Source organism: Pseudodesulfovibrio sp. lm2024 (genome assembly GCF_051175575.1).
GTDB lineage: Bacteria > Desulfobacterota > Desulfovibrionia > Desulfovibrionales > Desulfovibrionaceae > Pseudodesulfovibrio > Pseudodesulfovibrio caledoniensis.
This window is the reverse complement of sequence record NZ_CP195092.1, coordinates 1,904,585-1,920,771: the sequence shown is the minus strand read 5'-3', so window position 1 is coordinate 1,920,771 and position 16,187 is coordinate 1,904,585. Positions and strand designations below refer to the sequence as shown.

The 16,187-nt window shown below is 52.3% G+C and carries 19 protein-coding genes, 1 tRNA gene and 1 pseudogene; 8 read left to right on the top strand and 13 right to left on the bottom strand.

Annotated elements, in window-relative coordinates; translation table 11 throughout:
* Positions 1-35: 35 nt before the first annotated feature.
* Positions 36-494, bottom strand: a complete 459-nt coding sequence (locus ACR42D_RS08920) for a type II 3-dehydroquinate dehydratase (protein WP_484566460.1) — start codon at positions 492-494, stop codon at positions 36-38.
* Positions 495-606: 112 nt separating this feature from the next.
* Between ACR42D_RS08920 and yihA the strand changes: the two genes are divergently transcribed.
* Positions 607-1,188, top strand: a complete 582-nt coding sequence (gene yihA, locus ACR42D_RS08915) for a ribosome biogenesis GTP-binding protein YihA/YsxC (RefSeq protein WP_484566459.1) — start codon at positions 607-609, stop codon at positions 1,186-1,188.
* Here yihA and ACR42D_RS08910 read toward each other — a convergent pair whose 3' ends face one another.
* From ACR42D_RS08910 to ACR42D_RS08900, 3 genes are read right to left on the bottom strand one after another with little or no spacing between them, the layout of a single operon-like run.
* A complete protein-coding gene (locus ACR42D_RS08910; protein WP_484566458.1) occupies positions 1,189-2,322 on the bottom strand; it encodes an LptF/LptG family permease in 1,134 nt (377 codons plus the stop codon).
* On the bottom strand, positions 2,319-3,494 hold the full coding sequence (lptF, locus tag ACR42D_RS08905) for an LPS export ABC transporter permease LptF (protein WP_484566457.1): 1,176 nt from the start codon (positions 3,492-3,494) through the stop codon (positions 2,319-2,321). The genes ACR42D_RS08910 and lptF overlap by 4 nt, the downstream gene beginning before the upstream one ends.
* Positions 3,495-3,503: 9 nt before the next feature.
* The gene (locus ACR42D_RS08900; protein WP_484566456.1) at positions 3,504-3,686 is read right to left on the bottom strand and encodes a hypothetical protein; all 183 of its coding nucleotides are present in this window, start codon (positions 3,684-3,686) and stop codon (positions 3,504-3,506) included.
* 134 nt (positions 3,687-3,820) lie between these two features.
* Between ACR42D_RS08900 and ACR42D_RS08895 the strand changes: the two genes are divergently transcribed.
* The 4 genes and pseudogenes from ACR42D_RS08895 to ACR42D_RS08880 all read left to right on the top strand — a co-directional run bounded on the left by ACR42D_RS08895 (position 3,821) and on the right by ACR42D_RS08880 (position 6,613).
* The gene (locus tag ACR42D_RS08895) at positions 3,821-4,612 is read left to right on the top strand and encodes an undecaprenyl-diphosphate phosphatase (RefSeq protein ID WP_484566455.1); all 792 of its coding nucleotides are present in this window, start codon (positions 3,821-3,823) and stop codon (positions 4,610-4,612) included.
* Between the two features lie 93 nt (positions 4,613-4,705).
* Positions 4,706-4,782, top strand: a tRNA-Met gene (locus ACR42D_RS08890).
* 145 nt (positions 4,783-4,927) lie between these two features.
* A pseudogene (locus tag ACR42D_RS08885) lies at positions 4,928-5,116 on the top strand (DUF6538 domain-containing protein); the annotation flags it as partial.
* Positions 5,117-5,137: 21 nt separating this feature from the next.
* Positions 5,138-6,613, top strand: coding sequence for a site-specific integrase (locus ACR42D_RS08880; protein ID WP_484568456.1), 1,476 nt, complete (start codon positions 5,138-5,140; stop codon positions 6,611-6,613).
* A gap of 236 nt (positions 6,614-6,849) precedes the next feature.
* Here the strand turns inward: ACR42D_RS08880 and ACR42D_RS08875 are convergent, their stop codons facing one another.
* The 8 genes from ACR42D_RS08875 to ACR42D_RS08840 form a co-directional block, all read right to left on the bottom strand.
* Positions 6,850-7,992, bottom strand: coding sequence for a phage antirepressor N-terminal domain-containing protein (locus ACR42D_RS08875; RefSeq protein WP_484566454.1), 1,143 nt, complete (start codon positions 7,990-7,992; stop codon positions 6,850-6,852).
* A gap of 535 nt (positions 7,993-8,527) precedes the next feature.
* Positions 8,528-9,256 (bottom strand): hypothetical protein, encoded by a 729-nt coding sequence (locus ACR42D_RS08870; protein ID WP_484566453.1) that lies wholly within the window; start codon positions 9,254-9,256, stop codon positions 8,528-8,530.
* Positions 9,257-9,316: 60 nt separating this feature from the next.
* Positions 9,317-9,760, bottom strand: coding sequence for a hypothetical protein (locus ACR42D_RS08865; RefSeq protein ID WP_484566452.1), 444 nt, complete (start codon positions 9,758-9,760; stop codon positions 9,317-9,319).
* On the bottom strand, positions 9,761-10,141 hold the full coding sequence (locus ACR42D_RS08860; RefSeq protein ID WP_484566451.1) for a hypothetical protein: 381 nt from the start codon (positions 10,139-10,141) through the stop codon (positions 9,761-9,763).
* The gene (locus ACR42D_RS08855) at positions 10,086-10,370 is read right to left on the bottom strand and encodes a hypothetical protein (RefSeq protein ID WP_484566450.1); all 285 of its coding nucleotides are present in this window, start codon (positions 10,368-10,370) and stop codon (positions 10,086-10,088) included. The genes ACR42D_RS08860 and ACR42D_RS08855 overlap by 56 nt, the downstream gene beginning before the upstream one ends.
* A 191-nt stretch (positions 10,371-10,561) precedes the next feature.
* The gene (locus ACR42D_RS08850; protein WP_484566449.1) at positions 10,562-10,771 is read right to left on the bottom strand and encodes a hypothetical protein; all 210 of its coding nucleotides are present in this window, start codon (positions 10,769-10,771) and stop codon (positions 10,562-10,564) included.
* Positions 10,772-10,781: 10 nt separating this feature from the next.
* Positions 10,782-11,009 (bottom strand): hypothetical protein, encoded by a 228-nt coding sequence (locus ACR42D_RS08845; RefSeq protein ID WP_484566448.1) that lies wholly within the window; start codon positions 11,007-11,009, stop codon positions 10,782-10,784.
* 459 nt (positions 11,010-11,468) lie between these two features.
* Positions 11,469-12,020: a recombinase family protein gene (locus tag ACR42D_RS08840; protein ID WP_484566447.1), complete on the bottom strand. Its 552-nt coding sequence runs from the start codon at positions 12,018-12,020 to the stop codon at positions 11,469-11,471.
* A 244-nt stretch (positions 12,021-12,264) separates the two neighbouring features.
* Between ACR42D_RS08840 and ACR42D_RS08835 the strand changes: the two genes are divergently transcribed.
* From ACR42D_RS08835 to ACR42D_RS08825, 3 genes are all read left to right on the top strand, one after another.
* The gene (locus tag ACR42D_RS08835; RefSeq protein WP_484566446.1) at positions 12,265-12,714 is read left to right on the top strand and encodes a hypothetical protein; all 450 of its coding nucleotides are present in this window, start codon (positions 12,265-12,267) and stop codon (positions 12,712-12,714) included.
* Positions 12,715-12,815: 101 nt separating this feature from the next.
* The gene (locus ACR42D_RS08830; RefSeq protein ID WP_484566445.1) at positions 12,816-13,742 is read left to right on the top strand and encodes a DUF4747 family protein; all 927 of its coding nucleotides are present in this window, start codon (positions 12,816-12,818) and stop codon (positions 13,740-13,742) included.
* A gap of 3 nt (positions 13,743-13,745) precedes the next feature.
* Complete coding sequence (locus ACR42D_RS08825; protein WP_484566444.1) at positions 13,746-14,252, top strand: hypothetical protein; 507 nt, start codon at positions 13,746-13,748, stop codon at positions 14,250-14,252.
* A gap of 183 nt (positions 14,253-14,435) precedes the next feature.
* Here the strand turns inward: ACR42D_RS08825 and ACR42D_RS08820 are convergent, their stop codons facing one another.
* On the bottom strand, positions 14,436-15,782 hold the full coding sequence (locus tag ACR42D_RS08820) for a hypothetical protein (protein ID WP_484566443.1): 1,347 nt from the start codon (positions 15,780-15,782) through the stop codon (positions 14,436-14,438).
* Between the last annotated feature and the right edge of the window lie 405 nt (positions 15,783-16,187).

The following is a 16,187-nucleotide window of genomic DNA, read 5'->3' as shown; positions in this document are numbered from 1 at the left end:
GGTTTCCGGGATTCCCCGGGTATTTTTCGTTGGAATCAGCCCCTAAGCCGCTGGTACAGCGCCTGGACACCGAGGGCATAACCCAGAATCCCGAATCCGGCAATCACGCCGACGCACCTCTCGCCCATCAGGGACTGCTGGCGCAGGGGCTGGTCCGTACGCGCCCAGATGTTGCTGATGTGCACCTCCACACAGGGGATGCCGATCCAGGCCAAGCAGTCGGCCAGGGCGAGCGAGGAGTGAGTGTAGGCCCCGGCGTTGAAGACCACGCCGTCCACGCCCTGTTCACGGGCCTGCTCCAACCGGTCGATGAGCGCGCCCTCGGAGTTGGACTGAAAATGCTCCAGCGCGACCTCTCCGCCCTTGGAGCCCATGACCTGCGAAAGAAGCTCGGGCATGTCGTCCATGGTTTGTGATCCATAAATCTCGGGCTGGCGGGTGCCTATGTGGCCGAGATTGGGGCCGTTCATGATTAGAATTTTGAGCTTGTCCATGCGTCTTCCCTTGTGCGGCGGGATGGTGTATTCCCCGCTTTCCTTGACGCGCCCCGCAAAAAAAAGAACATTGGGGGCGTTCGAAAACCAACTGCCGAAACGGTACCTCTTTATGAACCGAACCATCGAGTTAGTCAAAACAATATACGAAATCAAGCAGCTTGAGGACTTTGCCGAGCCGCAGATCGCCCTGGCGGGCCGGTCCAACGTGGGCAAGTCCTCGCTGGTCAACCGCCTGGCCGGTCGCAAGTCCCTGGCCAAAATCAGCTCCAAGCCGGGAAAGACGCGCAGCCTCAACTACTACCGCGTCCAGCCGGACGGCTACTTTCTGGTTGATCTGCCCGGCTACGGCTACGCCAAATGCTCCAAGCAGGAGCGGCTCAAATGGGCCAAGCTCATCGAGGCCTACATGAAGGACAACCGGAGCCTCAAGGCCGTGGCCGTGCTCCTGGATTCACGCCTCTCCCCGCAGAAGATCGACCTGGAGCTGACCGCCTACGTGCGCGGCCTGGGCATTCCGGTCATCCCCGTGCTGACCAAGGCGGACAAGCCCAAGCAGCGAGAACTGGCCCAGCTCCAGAAACAATGGCAGGACATCCTGCAGCAGGACCGCGCCCCGGTGCTCTTTTCCAGCAAGACCGGCAAGGGCGAGGAAAAGCTGTGGGATCGTCTCGGCGAATACGCCGGGCTGTGATCACGCCCGGCCGGGAATCAGGCCATGGACCGCGGTCCGGATCGCGGCCTTGAATCCCGGCATGGCCACCCAGGCCAGGCGCATGCAGGCCAGCGCCCCCATGATCCCGTTGCCGAGCCAGGCCGCCATGATCGGCGGCAACACGCCCTTCTCCCCTGCGGTCGCCCCGACCACATGGACTCCGTACTGAATGAATATGAGGATGAGCGACAGGCCGATGTTGGCGTAGACGTTCTCCGAAAAAGTCACCAGCGTCAGGGCCAGCAGGGCCATGACCACGATGGAGAAGGCGTAGGACAGCTTGCTGTGCCAGACGGTCTGCAATATCTCCACGTTTGAGCCCGATTCCTGAAGCCTTTTTATCGCCCTGGACAGCTCGAACAGCGGCAGCTGCGCGGTGTCGCCCTTGAGCTCCACGGCGGCGTAGGCGCTCAGGTTCTGGCGCACGGACAGGAACTGGGACGGCCGGTCCACGGTGACGAACGTCCGGGTGTCCAGCTCGTGCACGTCCAGAAGCCCCCAGCCGTGATCGTCGATGAGCGCCTTCTTGGCGTTCAGGATGCGGATGAGCTCCTGGTTGTCCGTGGTGAACTCGTAGACCGTGATGTCGCTCGCCCTGCTCTTGCTCGGCTGGGCCTCCTTGGCCAGGACGATGAACGGTCCGTCCCGGAACCACAGGTCGCGGATGGTCAACTCGTCCAGCTGTCTCTTGCGGACGTCCTCCTTCCAGATGCGGTTGGCCTCCTGCTCGCCGAACACCCCGAGAAACTGGGAGAACACCAGCTGTCCCGCGCTCCAGATCAGGGCGTAGACGATGAAAAAGCGGATGAACCACGCGAAGGACACGCCCCCGGCGCGCAGGGCGAGCATCTCCCGTGACCGGCTGAGCACCCCGAGCTGGACGACCATGGCCAGAAGAAAGACCGCCGGCATGAGCTGCGAGACGATGAGCGGGATCTTGACGATGAAATAGAATAGGATGGTCTGCGCGCTCAACTCGGCCCGGATGAAGTCGTCCAGCCGGTCGAAGATGTCCGACAACAGATACAGGCTGGTGCCCACGGTCAGGCAGATGGCCATGAGATAGAGATTCTGCCGGATCAGATACCGGCTCAGGACGCCGATGATCTTCATGCCCCGGCCTCCCCTTTGCGCCCGGGCAGGCGCATGTTCATGAGCCAGTGGACCACCGTGGGCGTGCGCTCCAGGTTGGCGTAGCGCATGCCGAAGAAGGCCACGAAAACAAACAGTATGTTCGGGGCCCACATGCCGTACTGCGGCGGGATGGTTCCCGATTCACCCATGCTCACGCCGACGGAGAACATGGTGTAGTAGACCATGAACAGCCCCATGGCCAGGAGCAGGCCGTACTGCTGCTTCAGCCCTCGGAAGACCGAGGCGATGGGGATGGCGAACAGGCCCAGTATGAAGCAGCCCAGCGGCAGGGTCAGGCGCTTGTAGAATTCGGTGTCCACCTTGCGGAAGAAACGATCGTTCTCGTGCTGCATCAGGCTGTGGTCGTTGCGGATTTCCCTGAGGCGGAAAAACGGCATGTCCTTGGCCTTCTGCTCCACGAAGTTGAAGCCGGTCAGCAATTTGCCCAGGTCGAGCTTGATGGAATAGGTGCCGAACTTGAGGATGTTCAACTCGTCTCCGCTCTTGCGGAAGATGCGTCCGTTGTGGAAGACCACGTGGATTTCGGCCTGGCGCGGATTGGAGACCACCTCCGCCTCGGGGGCGACCACGACCACAGAGGTCCCCTTGATGGAATCGTCGCGGACAAAGGCGAACTTCAACTCGCCCTTCTCGTTGTCCACCTGATGGGCGTAGAAGGTGATACCAGGAAATTCCTTATTAAATACACCAGGTTGCAAGGCAAATTTCGAGTTGGTCTTGGCAAAGTAATAGAGCTTGGTCTTGAACATGTCCATGCCCCAGGCCAGCCCCCAGAAGGAAATGAAGAAGGCGAACAGCGTGCACAGGCTGCAAAAGAGCACGGGCGCGGGGAGCATGCGGTACAGGCTGACCCCGCTGGCCTTGAGCGCCACCAACTCGTTGTCCGTGCTCATGCGCAGGAAGGTCAGGAAGACGCTGAGCATGGTGGCGATGGGCGTGATCAGCAGCAGGAAAAAGGGGGTCAGGAAGAAGAAGAGCTGCAGGATGTTCAGCACGCCGATGTTCTGGGACAGGAACAGGGAACGCAGCTGCAGCATCCTTCCCACCAGGATGAGGCCCAGCAGGCAGGACACGGTCAAGCCGAAGAGCTTGAGCAGTTCGAAGAAAATCTGGCGTTGAAGCAGTTTCACAGGGTGGAATCAGCCCTTGTTTTCCTTGAAGAAACGCAGGAGGAACTCCATGTCCTTGGGACCGAGGTTGAAGCGCACGCAGGCCTCTTCGATGAGCGCGGGGAGCGCCCTCTGGTCGCCGTTGTCACGCATCTCGCAGATCCAGGCCACGGCTTTGCGGGTCAACTCGCTCTGCGGCATTATGGTCGTCATGGATCGCTCCTGTTGTTGAACATGGTTCCAGCGAAGGGAAATACACCAGCTTCCGCAGGGTTGCAAGACGGCATTAGCTGGGCTAGACCCTAGCGTATTGTTCATCCCAACCCTATTCCGTTCATGAGGATCACATGGCACCCTGGTATGTTGCGATCATTCTCGGCATCGTCGAAGGCCTGACCGAATTCCTGCCCATCTCCAGCACCGGCCACCTGATCATCGCCGGGCACCTCCTCGATTTCACCGGCCCCAAGGCCGAGACCTTCGAGATCGTCATCCAGCTCGGGGCCATCCTGGCCGTGGTGGTCCTGTATTGGGACCGTTTCATGGGGCTGATTTTCCCGGACAAGGCGCGCAAGTTCTCGGGCGTCTACGGGTTGTGGCTCCTGTTCCTGACATCCCTGCCCGCATCGGTACTCGGCCTGCTGACCCACCACTACATCAAGGAATACCTGTTCTCGCCCTACACCGTGGCCGTGGCCCTGGCCGTGGGCGCGGTGCTCATCTTCGTGGTCGAGGGCATGGACAAGCGCAGCACCACCCTGACCCTGGACGAGATCACCCCGAAGACGGCCCTGGGTATCGGCCTGTTCCAGTGCCTGGCCCTGTGGCCCGGCTTTTCCCGATCCGCCTCCACCATCATGGGCGGCATGCTCCTGGGCGCCAAGCGCACCGTGGCCGCCGAATACTCGTTCATCGCGGCCGTGCCCATCATGTTCGCCGCCACCGGCTACGATTTCCTCAAGAACTACGAATTGTTCGAGAGCGGCGACCTGATCTTCCTGCTCATCGGCTTCGTGGTCTCCTTCATCGCGGCCTGGCTGGCCGTAAAGGGTTTCATCGTCCTCCTGGGACGCCTGACCCTGCGCCCCTTCGCCGTATACCGCATCATCCTGGCCACCCTGATTCTCCTGTTTTTGTAATATGTTCCATTTTTTGGCCCTAACGGGAAATTTACACTTGCCAAGCCCGAAAAGACGGTCTATAGACTGTGACCGCTTCGACGGAACAAACGTGGCGAGGTAGCTCAGTTGGTTAGAGCATGCGGCTCATATCCGCAGAGTCGGAGGTTCAAGTCCTCTCCTCGCTACCACGGTAACTCTTGGAAGTCCTTAAAATCATTACGGTTTTAAGGACTTTCTTTTTGCCTTTTTTCGGGGTTTTGGATCAGTCTTCGCGAACTGGTACAAATTGGTGGTACAAATCGCCAAGCTTGTGCCCTGCGGAGTTCAAGAATTTTGCCCCGAAACGGCCTCCCTCAAAACGTCCTGCGTAGAGGCTCCGTCTACTACTTCCGTTTGGTCGTGCCCGATGACCTGAGGGACGTTTTCAACCGGCGCGAATTCCGCTACTCCCTCCGTACATGCTACCTGCGAGACGCCAAGGCCAAGGCCCAGTCCTTGGCCGCTACCGCATGGGAATACTTCAACAAGGTAAGGTCTGGAACCATGGGACATTTGACCGACGAGGAATTACAACGTCTTCTGATTGGAAGCATGCGGGAACGGCTTGATATTGAGGAGAAAACAAGAATCTCGACGCATCGCCACGACTACCCGCCAGAATATCATGATGAAATCATCGGCAAGCTGCAAAAAAGCCTCGCACGAGGAGAATACACGATTTCTGAGGGCAGCACGGATGAATTCATTGAGTGGGCCGGACTGGACGTTGAACCGGAATCCTTCGACTACAATAAGCTTCTCCGGGAAGTCCTGAAACGAGACATTGAATTGTGGCGCATCTACCAGCAGCGAGACCAAGGGAATTACCAGTACGAAAAGGACTACTTTCGCGATTTTACAACGCCGCAAGTCCCTGTTCCATCCACTGGTCCAACTGGCCCCCTGCTCTCCGAAGCTCTGGCAGCATTCCTTGAGGGCAATAACCAGTGGAAAGCCACGTCCTACAAGGAATATAAGACGGTTGCCGAGCTTCTCCCGGCGATCCTTGGAGACATGCCTGTGTCTCAAGTCGATCATGAGGCCATGAGGACGTATGTTGCAAAATTGAGAACTCTTCCGAAGCGCAACAAAAAGCCTTACAATAAAATGAGTTGGGATCAACGCCTTGCCTGTGACGTTCCCTCGCAAGACCTCGTAACAGATGGGACGATCCAGAACTACATGGTCAACACAGGGACGTTCTTCAACTGGTGTGAAGATCAGGGATATGAAGTGGTTCCGAACGTCACCAGACGGAAGTTCAAGCTCACGAAGACCAAACGGGCCGCAACAGAACCGTTTACGCCTGACGACTTGCACACGATTTTCCATTGCCGCCAGTATGTTAACGACAGTTGGCCCAAGCCCTATCAGTTCTGGATGCCCATTCTCGGACTCGCCACCGGCGCACGGATTGAGGAGTTAGCCCAGTTGAATCTGGATGATGTGAAATTCCACGAAGGCGTCTGGTACATCATGATCACTGACGAAGGCGAAGGACAAGACGCAAAGACGGAATCAAGCATCCGCCCTATTCCGCTGTGGCCGTTCGTGACAGAGGAATTGAACTTCCCTGAGTATGTTGAACGCCTCCGCAGAAAAGGAGAAACACGCCTATTCCCGGACCTGTCCCCGGTCACGATCAAGAACCCCAATGGAGACGACCAGCTCAAATACGGGAAGAAGGCCAGTGACTGGTTTTCGGCCCGGAAAAATGAGTGGGGACTTAAGCCGGAAAACTCCAAACGCCGCAAGGTCTTTCACTCCTTCCGCGCCACTCTCGCCAGCATCTGCAAACATATGGGAATCGAAGACCGCATGGCTGAACAGTTTCACGGTCACTCTTCGGGCAAATTCTCCATGACCTACGATTACTATGCGGAGCGGTTCCACGCGAAGGAGCTTTACGAGGCCATTGCAAGCAAGCTGGAGTTCCCCGTTGATCTGGGACACCTCAAGAAATCAAAATATTGCAAGTAACTAGCCGTGGACATAAATCAACTCTTCAACCAAAGGATGAAATCTCATGCACTTGGAATTTCGCACTGAATCTGCAATGTACATTGGCCTTGTTGACTGCACTCTGATCGACCCCGAACGGAACGTGTATTACTCGGCCTCTCTGGGCGAGACGATCACCCTGAACGAAGACGGGAAGACTTGCTCTGTTGTGAAGAATTAGCCATGATTCTGGCTGGAAGTGTTGCCCCGGTGCCTCATAGTGGGTACCGGGGTTTCTGATTTTTTATGCGGGGCGGAGGTGGCGTGAGATGGAAGCGATTTGCGGAGGGGGAGTCATATGACTTCGTTTTGCTCATGTCGTTCGGGTCGGTGGCCGCACGGGCGTTCTGCCGGAACCATGCGTCAAGGACGGCGGCGGCTTCGGCACGGTACTTGAGGAGAGCCGGTTTGACTTCGGGCTTGACGCGGTTGGGGCTGATCATGGAGAGCCAACTCGCCATCATGTTGAGCGGGAGCATGATGGTTGCTTTGGCTCCGCTTGTGTGCTGCACATTGATATCAATGAGCAGGTCGGAAAAGGAGTCATCCTTCTTGAGCCGCTTCTGCTGCATCTGGGTATTGATTCCGATTGCCTCGCTGATGTGCCGAGGGGACACATACTTCTCCTCGCTTTCCAGCACAGCCACCAGAATCGGGGAACCGAAAACCTCTACCTCTTCGTGGCGGATCACCGCCGCTCCCCCGTCCGTGTTCAAAACGAATACGGATTCCAGCAACCGCTCGTTGCACCAGATGTGGAAATCGGGGCTGAGGTACTGGGCGTAGGCGAGGCCGATGACCGGGTGGGCGAACGTGCCGCCGTAACGGCCAAGTTTGGTCACACTCAAAGGTGATTTTTCATCACCTTTGAGCATCTTTTCTTCGAGCGCGACCATGATCTTTTTGGCTTCCAGATTGCGAAGCCAAAGAACGGGGCGCATGTTTTCATCGCCACCACACGCCCTCCACATGTTGGTCATGTTGACCATGCCGCCGTCCACCTTGATGACGGTGCCTTCGTAAACGCCGTCCTTGCGAATCGCCGGGAGAACGGACTTGGTGACCCAGTCCTGAAACGGCTTGGCGTCGGGCTTGTTGGACTTCATGACCAGCTTGTAGAGGCCGGATTCGGAGATCATGGTGAGGCCACGGTTGGGAATGCTAAGGGTGACCACATCACCCTTAGCCTCGGAGACTTCGAGGTTAGAGATTTCAGCGCGCTTAACCAGCCGTTTTTCCGAAGCATCCAAGCCTTGCAGGTAGCGCATGGGTCCGGTGCTGGACATCTTCATCCCCAGCATCTCGCACACATCCTTGGCCACGAACCACGGCTCGTCGTTCACGTTGACGATGCGCACGGATGCGCCTTCGTGAGATGTGCATGGCCGGGGCGATCGCCTGTCGCTCAGATTCCGATTCTAAGGCGTTTTCGAAGCCTGGTGGCACGATTCATCGTCTTCGTGCTACGGAATCGTTTACGGGGCAATTCTGAGCGAATTCCGAGCATGCTGGCGGCAGCACTGAATCCATTTTTGTACTGGGATGTTGATCTGGGTCTGTTGTGCTTCTCTGGGAGCAACTTATTCTGTGGCTGGGATGATCTGTCTTTTTGTGTGGAAGACATTTTGTGCGCTGGGTCTTGTCTGTTTTCTATTCCAAGAAAAACTGTCGAAGACGAACGGTGCGAAGCACCGTCGGCACGAAGTGCCGACAAGTATCTGCCTTCGTTCACAAAATCACTCCAGCATTCCCAAAAGGTATCACAAGCGTCTTTTTTTCTTCTTATAATTTCTTTTTCATTTTCATTTACTTTTTCATTTTATATTCAAGATATTATTTTAGTATTATAAATAACTATTATATAGACGCTTGTGATACCCTCTTTAACGCACCTTAATCGCAGGTTCTTGCTTTCACGATCCGAGCATGGTTCCAGTGCCGTTTCACTGTGGCAATCCCAAACCCAGAATGCTCGGCAACTGCCTTCTGTGTCGGCTTCCTGCCTTCCTCTCGGAGGGATTCAATCGCCAGTTCCATGTCTGGGATCGTGCCGTGTTCGACTTCCCGTTTCCGTTGCGCCCCTCTGGCCTTGCCAGCTTTTGCCGGGGAAGACATCTTGTTGAAATTGGCGATCGCGCAGTAAGCCGAGACTAAGTCTCCGGGGTAGAACGAACGGTTACATCCACCAAGCACATCGGCATATCCCAGCAGTGGATTCGGAAACGAGTCCGTCAGCCTCTTTGCCCCTGTAAGCCTTCGAAAATTGTCTCGGCACCGATCGTACTGATCCCAGTGCGCCGAGGCCTCTACAGGGCGATTCTGGGCAATTTCAAGGGGATGCTGCAAGACAATCTCACCGGCAACTTCACCGCCTCGTGCTTCGACTTCTGCCAGCAGATACACGAAGTACACCTCTCCATCGTCGTGGAGTTTGATGGTCGGCACAGGCACACAGGGCTGAGTCGGTTGGGCTGATTCGTCGTACACGAGTATGAAGGCCCGATGGATAGGCCCAACGTTGGCTTCCAGCGTGGTCTCCTCGGCCAGTTCTTCGGCGTCAAATACCTTTTCGAGGCTGTGCTGTACTGCCAACATGAAATGTTGTTTCACATTGTCGATCATGGGGATTCCTTGAGAAAAGCCCCGGCACGCCGGGTAACATGCCGGGGCTTGTGGAGTTGGTTAGTTGGTCGGAACGTTGCGGATTTTCGCAGCTTCAGCTTTGAGGTGCTTGGCATGCTCAGGGTCAAGACGTTCAATGCGTTCCTGTTCGGTGGGATTGATCACAATCCACGGGTTAATACCTCCAAATGCGCTGGAGGTCTTCATACCCCTTTTGCGCATGACTTCGAAGGCCTTGGCCGGGTCTTGTTTGTAGAGTTGTCCCAATTGAGTCAGGTTCATGTTCTCGGCCTCAACCGTGGCCTTTTGCTCTTTGGCTTGGGCCTTATGGTGTCCAGCCTCCATGAGTTTATCAATGGTCTGGATTTGACCGGAGAGCCTGTTCACGTCTCCCATGGTTGATTTGAGATGAATCCGGATATCCGCTGCATCCAGTTTGATCTTGGAGACTTCGGCGGCGAGTTTGGTGATCATTGCCTTCAGTTCGGCGATTTGAGTTTCCATTTACGACTCCTTAAATATGAGTTTGACCGCCTCTTCGTACATGGCGGATCGGTTTTCGGGGTGTTTGCGCAAGAGCGCATTCATGAGAGCCTCGACTTTGCCGAGGTCCATTTCATCGGGGACGAGTATCAATCTGAGGATTCCACCCAGCAAAAGGACTCTGCCGGTGTTGATTTGGGTTATGAGGGTTGCCTCATCGTCTGGGAGGTGGGCTTTCAGCGAGTTGCGGTGGATATCGACGGGGTCGAAATCATCGATGCTCTGGAAGAAGTCACTTTCTTTGTGAACTACCTGCCACACGAATTGAGGGGGACGGAGGTTCTCGTTAATCTCCGTGAATTGCCTTTGCAGCCGCTTCAACGTCTGTGTCGTCTCCGACAACGCGTCCCTCCTTGAGAGCCTGAATGTCAGCTTCCAGTTTTTCGATTGCGGCGGTGCTTTTGATCTTCTCCATCATCGAGAACATCTCGCGCAGGACGTAGCAATACTTGCTCCCATCGTTCACGGGGATTTCACTGTTTCGCATGAGGCGATAGATTTTCCCGACCTCTGCCGCTACGTTGTCCAAAGTGGACAGGTCGGGCCTGTAGCGCGTTTTCTTCGTAGTCATATATTGCTCCTGTCGCTGGATCGTGGCTTTACCGGGGTAGGGGGTCGAAATATTTTGGCGACAAGCGATGCCGCTCCTTGATGGCCCTCATTCCACAGGGGGGAGTCAGGTATGATTGTCTGATGGCTCTAGGCTCCTCAGTCGAGCGAACCATGCGGGATGACAACCAAACTCCAGCCCGACCAGCGCGACTAGTATTCCTCTTCAAACGCCATCAGCGGGTCGATCTGGAAAGAACCGACCTCTTCTTCCCACTGAGGCAGTTTCTCGCGAAGAGCGGCTTGCACGAGCTTGGAGAATGTACAACCAAGCTGCTCTGCGATGTTGCCGGTACGGACAAACATCCAACGAGGCATAGACACATGTTTGGATTCAGATTTGTGTGGATTGCGAATGGCCATTTTGTTCCTCCTAGAGGTTGATCTGTTGTGCTTTCATTCCGAACGCTAAGGCGACCTTGGCACCTCTTGCCGGGTCGCTCTGTGTGATGGAATCGAGCGTGTGTTGAAAATCCATGACGATCAGATTCAGGAGAGCGGATCGGGAGATGCCGTAGGTCTCCGAGAAACCGTCGAGAAACGAAATCGTGTCTGGCCTGAGGACGTATGTCCGTGGCTTGGATTTGTGTTCACTGGTCATGTGAACCTCCTTGCGTATTTATGGGTTAAATATGGTGGGCCAAATGAAGAAGGGCGCAGCCTTCAATGGACTACGCCCTTCCAACCCGGAATCCCGAATCACCCGATCGAGAAAAAGGAGTATCGCGCCTATAATACGTATACAATCGAGCGACAGATTTTTTCACGGAGAATTCTTGCCGATTGGAGTTATCCCTGTGCTGGCGTGGCTTTTGAGACGACATATTTATTTTTTCGAGACGCGATTTCAGCCCACAATCCACACCTTGCTCGACCTCATCACAGTACCGGCTTCGGACATTGATCGAGGTGGAGGCATTAACGCGCCCCTACTGTATATAACGCACGAGCAACCACTTTTTTTCACGGACCGCAAAAGCAAAAAGCCCTAGAACCATTGCGGCTCTAGGGCTAAAAGAAATTTTGTATTGTAATTTTCAGACTCTCGCCCGTTGAAACCTTACCCCTTCAAAGCGGTGTAGACCGTTTGCCGGGACACGCCGTATTCGTGGGCCAAATCAGTGACCTTCTCACGCTGGGCGACTCTTTCCTTGATCTCCTCGACCTGCTCCGAGGACAAAGCGGCCTTCCTACCTTTGTACTTGCCCTTGCGCTTGGCAGCTTCAATGCCCTCGCGCTGCCGTTCACGGATCATGGAGCGTTCAAATTCGGCAAATGCGCCCATCATCTGGAACATGAGCTTGTGCATGGCGTCTGATTCGCCGGAAAAGGTCAAATTCTCCTTGTGGAAGACAACGACCACACCACGCGAGTTCAAGTCTTCCACGATCTGCTGGAGGTCCACCAGATTTCGGGCCAGACGGTCAATGGAATGGATATGAAGCGTGTCGCCCTCTCGCAGGTGTTCAAGAGCGCGTTGAAGCTCTGGGCGATTGCGATCCTTGCCGGAACACTTGTCCGTGAAGACCTTGGACAGTTCCAGCCCTTCTAGCTGGCGTTCTTCGTTCTGGTCGAAGCTGCTGACACGAACATATCCAAAGTGCGGGGTCATGGTGCGATCTCCTTGTTTGTCTAGAAAACACCTTAGACCATGCTTGACAATATGTCAAACAAAAATAATGAGGCTCTAGATTGACAATCAAAGTCGCATTTCGCCGTCAGGCCGTTTTGTCCATTTGGGGTATACTCTAGATGGATTAGTTTGGGTTGAGCAAAGTTGCTGATTGGTATAAAAAATTGTCTGAGTCAGGCCTCAACCCTGAAGTCCTTGAAAGATGTATTGAGGTAAATTCCACATGCTTAAGAAAGTGTTAATGGGTCTCGAAATCCTAGGTCTAGTTATAATTCTTATGGCTTCAATCTGGCAGATATACGCCACAGATTGGTGGGAGACACAACTGACTGAATGGGGGATTATTATCGATAGGGAGGCTGACCATGCTACGTTAGAGGCGATTTCAATTCTTGCTGAGATAGTAGCAGCTGAAAACCCCAACGAAAAAACCCTTAGCAAGGAGAGACTCACCACATTCATTTCAGAGAGTCGGTTAAGGCTCATCAAGGAAACACAAAACAGAAGAAGTGCCATGGAAAATGGTCAGTACCCATGGTTTGTTTCAATAAGATTATGGCTTTTCCTTGTGGGTTCTAGCCTCGCCATAGGATGTAAACTCCTAGAGCTAATATCTTGGCTCAGTACTCGGAATAACCAAAACCCAGGCCCCACCCAAAACCAGGCACCCTAGCCGATTATCGAATTTATATATTTTTTCAGTGCAAAGCGATATCAAGTTGCGTATTGAGTTCTTAAATACACATACTGTTATTGCGAAATAGGAGATTGCAAGTGGGCACCGAAAAGAAGATGGATGTTGCGGTTATTAACATTGTCACACACCCTCACTCTCCCACGGGATATGTGGACTTGTTAAATGATGCATTTGCGTTGAAACACCCTACGGATTACCGAGGCGTTGAAAAATTCATACTCAACAAGCCAATCGCCATCACTAAGGAGAAGCCTTTAGAAGGTCTCTCAGGCTTCTTTCACAAATTCACCGAAATTGACCTACGCGCACCGTGGATGAACCTTGACAAGTTGGAAACTGTTGAATCTGAAGACGGTGAGCCTGTTGTCAGCATCCCTGAAGAAATGAAACCGAATTGTAGAACTGCTCCCTACGTCTTTTTCCCTAGTGGGCACAGGTTCTTTTTCCCTACCAATCACATGGAAAAAGGGATCAGGATTACGTTTTCATCGGCATTGATCGCCAACGCACTGATGAACCTCTTTGCTCATGAGTCAATCCGTGAAAAATATGGGGAAGTGACTGTAACCGTTGAAAGCAGTGAAGAATCAATAGAAGAAATCCTACGAATCCCTTCTTTGACAAAACTCATACTGGATGTGAATTTGCCGAACCCTGACGAGCTTTCCGGTGAAAAAGCTGAAGCTTTGAAGAGAATGCAGGATCAGCATGCGAGGAAAATGCACACAGTGTGGACTGGAAGCAAAGACCAAGGGATTGAACCTGACGCTGACACTAAAGGTTTCATGCAGCTATCCCTCTCAAACGGGTACGTGAAAGCGGAAGGTTATGATGCGGAAGAACAGAAGATCGAGAAAAAGACATCCGAGCATCCAGTTCAGCTAAAAGGCATTTACTCAAAAGGTAAAAGTGCTCTCTCCTGCGTACTAGAAGTTGCCAAGAGCAACATAGACAAATTCACCAAGAAAAAGATAAAGCGAACGGCCCCGATCAACCGTCAATAATCGATGAAAGAGAAAAAACGCCCTTTGCTTGATTGGCCTATTGTTCCACTGAGAATTTACTGGGAAGCCTATGGCGGATGGTCTGCCCTCTTTCGATCAGGCTACTTCTGGGGTTCGCTGTGTGTGGCACTTGTATGTACCAAATTCATGACAGAGAAATTTTCATGGCATGAAGTGGCTATCTCAATTTTGCCGAGCCTTTTAGGCTTTTCCCTTGGAGGCTATGTTCTTATGGTTGGCTTTGGGGATGTGGAGTTCCTTGAAGCGTTACGTGGCCGGACGGGCAACGGCCCCTCCACATATATGAAAATGAATGCAGCTTTCGTCCACTTCTTGGTTGTCCAAACAGTCACCTTGTTTTGGGCGATTGTGTGTGGTTCTCTTGGGCTATCAGACATTATCACGACATTCATTGGTATGTTTCTATTATTCTACACGGTTGGGACTTTATTCGCAGCAATCTTCAATGTGCTCAATGTGTCCGACTGGTATGACCAGAAGCCCAAATAGACATACTTGCTTGTTGTTGAAGACATGCCCTTCATCCTCATGCAAACTCAAAGTTCGGACTACCAATTCACACAGGTTCCTTGAGAGATAAACGACCAAACAAGAATGTTAACGCAACAGTTAGAAATGGCCCATTCCGACTTATCTTGGAATGGGCCATTCTTTGTTAAGATCAATACGGGCTTAGACAGAGGATTTAATGAGCTTGTATAGCTTAAGGATGTCTTCGAGTTCCTTTTTTTGAGATTGAGGAACCGTGAAGTCACTCGTCCCACTCTTCCCATAAAAACGGACAATCGCCTTGTTTGAGGTGCTGATTTTGGTTCCGAGCGTGTAGAGGGCGTCCGTAAGACGTTCATCGGAAATTTCCCAGATAACGTCTGAATTGTCGTGATCGAATTTTAGCTGAGGAGATTCATAGCGATATCCGTCAGCAACGACACCATATTTATACGCAAAGAGCCAATCTGAAGCGTGGTAGGTCAATTGAAAGCGTCCCCAAACCTCTTTATCGATTCTCCCAATGTATATCGAGACAGATGTTTTGTATCCATCATAGTTGTTGATGAAATATTTATTATCAAAATCTTTGTATTCTATATTGTAGTCAATCAGCAGTTCAGCAATTTCAACTTTATTTTTTGAGAGCGTTGATACAAAATTTCTTATGTTATCGAGGTGTGTTGCGTATACCTCCTTCCCTGTGCTTGTCACATATCTATCGTATGTCTTATCATATGAAGTCAGCGTTACGGAAGAGCCTTCGACTATTGGATCTCCCTTGCTGTTTTCTTTTTTAAGGTAGTCTTTATACCACATTATGTGTGCAATCCAAAAATTCTGATCTAGCCCTTCATCTGTATCTGTCTTGTAAAAAATAGTCTCTCCAGATTGAAGTTTGACTTCATAGTAATTTTGTAGATTCTTTTCAACTGGGATTTCACTGACAAAGTAGCCACGCATCATTGAGTACTTACCCCAGTTGGAGATATTTTTATAACTCCCCGGAGAGTATTCAAAATAAAATGTATAGTTGTCGCTCGGATTGTGCGTAAAGATTATTTCTGGCTTGCCGTCAGGAGAGTACCACACTGGTGGTTTGGTGCTTTCTGTTGATTCAACAGCCTCAGCAGAGGCAATATTTTTAGTTGTGGATATAGCATTTTGTTCTACTCCTGCGACATGTCCACGGCATGCGGCACCGGGATTTGAAACTCTCGCACCCAAAATAAAGCCCGGCACATAAAAATCATCCTTCCAACTTACCAATTTGTTGTCATCGAAGCAAAGTCCAATCCAAGTTGAGCCTTCATTGTTGACATCTGTTGGTAGCAGTCGGATTTTGTGACCATCTTCCATCACCTCATAACCAACATTTGTTGTTTGCATGATATCAACAACATAGTCATAGTCCATCCCCGGCCTTAAATTGCCAATCTCACTTAATCTTTTCTGCCTGACGATAGCTCCGCAGCCTTGCAGCATAGAGAGGAATAGGATCGCAACAAGTAGGAAAGGGACTTTTTTCATAATAACCTCTGCGAGTTGGCAGTTGTAAACAGTTGTTTGTAGCACCTCAAGACACTGTTATCAATAGTCGAATAGTCGTAGCCGCATGCATGCTTTTGTATCTCGATGATATTTGGATTCCGTCCTTGACCTCTGGTCCAAGTTAGGGCTACAAATTCAAAGATGTTGTCCGAGAGAGCGGCATCGGCAACCCATTAAAATCGTTCTCTAAAAATCAATGCGAATCGACTTCCGAGACCCCGGAGAGACGCTCTCCTCTCCTCGCTACCACGACTAACATTGAAAGCCCTTAAAACCATTACGGTTTTTAAGGGCTTTCTTTTTGCCTTTTTTCGGGGTTTTGGATCAGTCTTCGCGAACTGGTACAAACTGGTGGTACAAATCACCAAACTTTTGCCCTGCTAA

Bases quoted from the DNA above. Each gene is read 5' to 3' on its own strand.
- ACR42D_RS08920 (WP_484566460.1), bottom strand. From the start codon at position 494: ATGGACAAGCTCAAAATTCTAATCATGAACGGCCCCAATCTCGGCCAC.
- yihA (WP_484566459.1), top strand. From the start codon at position 607: ATGAACCGAACCATCGAGTTAGTCAAAACAATATACGAAATCAAGCAG.
- ACR42D_RS08910 (WP_484566458.1), bottom strand. From the start codon at position 2,322: ATGAAGATCATCGGCGTCCTGAGCCGGTATCTGATCCGGCAGAATCTC.
- ACR42D_RS08900 (WP_484566456.1), bottom strand. From the start codon at position 3,686: ATGACGACCATAATGCCGCAGAGCGAGTTGACCCGCAAAGCCGTGGCC.
- ACR42D_RS08895 (WP_484566455.1), top strand. From the start codon at position 3,821: ATGGCACCCTGGTATGTTGCGATCATTCTCGGCATCGTCGAAGGCCTG.
- ACR42D_RS08880 (WP_484568456.1), top strand. From the start codon at position 5,138: ATGGGACATTTGACCGACGAGGAATTACAACGTCTTCTGATTGGAAGC.
- ACR42D_RS08870 (WP_484566453.1), bottom strand. From the start codon at position 9,256: ATGATCGACAATGTGAAACAACATTTCATGTTGGCAGTACAGCACAGC.
- ACR42D_RS08865 (WP_484566452.1), bottom strand. From the start codon at position 9,760: ATGGAAACTCAAATCGCCGAACTGAAGGCAATGATCACCAAACTCGCC.
- ACR42D_RS08855 (WP_484566450.1), bottom strand. From the start codon at position 10,370: ATGACTACGAAGAAAACGCGCTACAGGCCCGACCTGTCCACTTTGGAC.
- ACR42D_RS08850 (WP_484566449.1), bottom strand. From the start codon at position 10,771: ATGGCCATTCGCAATCCACACAAATCTGAATCCAAACATGTGTCTATG.
- ACR42D_RS08845 (WP_484566448.1), bottom strand. From the start codon at position 11,009: ATGACCAGTGAACACAAATCCAAGCCACGGACATACGTCCTCAGGCCA.
- ACR42D_RS08840 (WP_484566447.1), bottom strand. From the start codon at position 12,020: ATGACCCCGCACTTTGGATATGTTCGTGTCAGCAGCTTCGACCAGAAC.
- ACR42D_RS08835 (WP_484566446.1), top strand. From the start codon at position 12,265: ATGCTTAAGAAAGTGTTAATGGGTCTCGAAATCCTAGGTCTAGTTATA.
- ACR42D_RS08825 (WP_484566444.1), top strand. From the start codon at position 13,746: ATGAAAGAGAAAAAACGCCCTTTGCTTGATTGGCCTATTGTTCCACTG.
- ACR42D_RS08820 (WP_484566443.1), bottom strand. From the start codon at position 15,782: ATGAAAAAAGTCCCTTTCCTACTTGTTGCGATCCTATTCCTCTCTATG.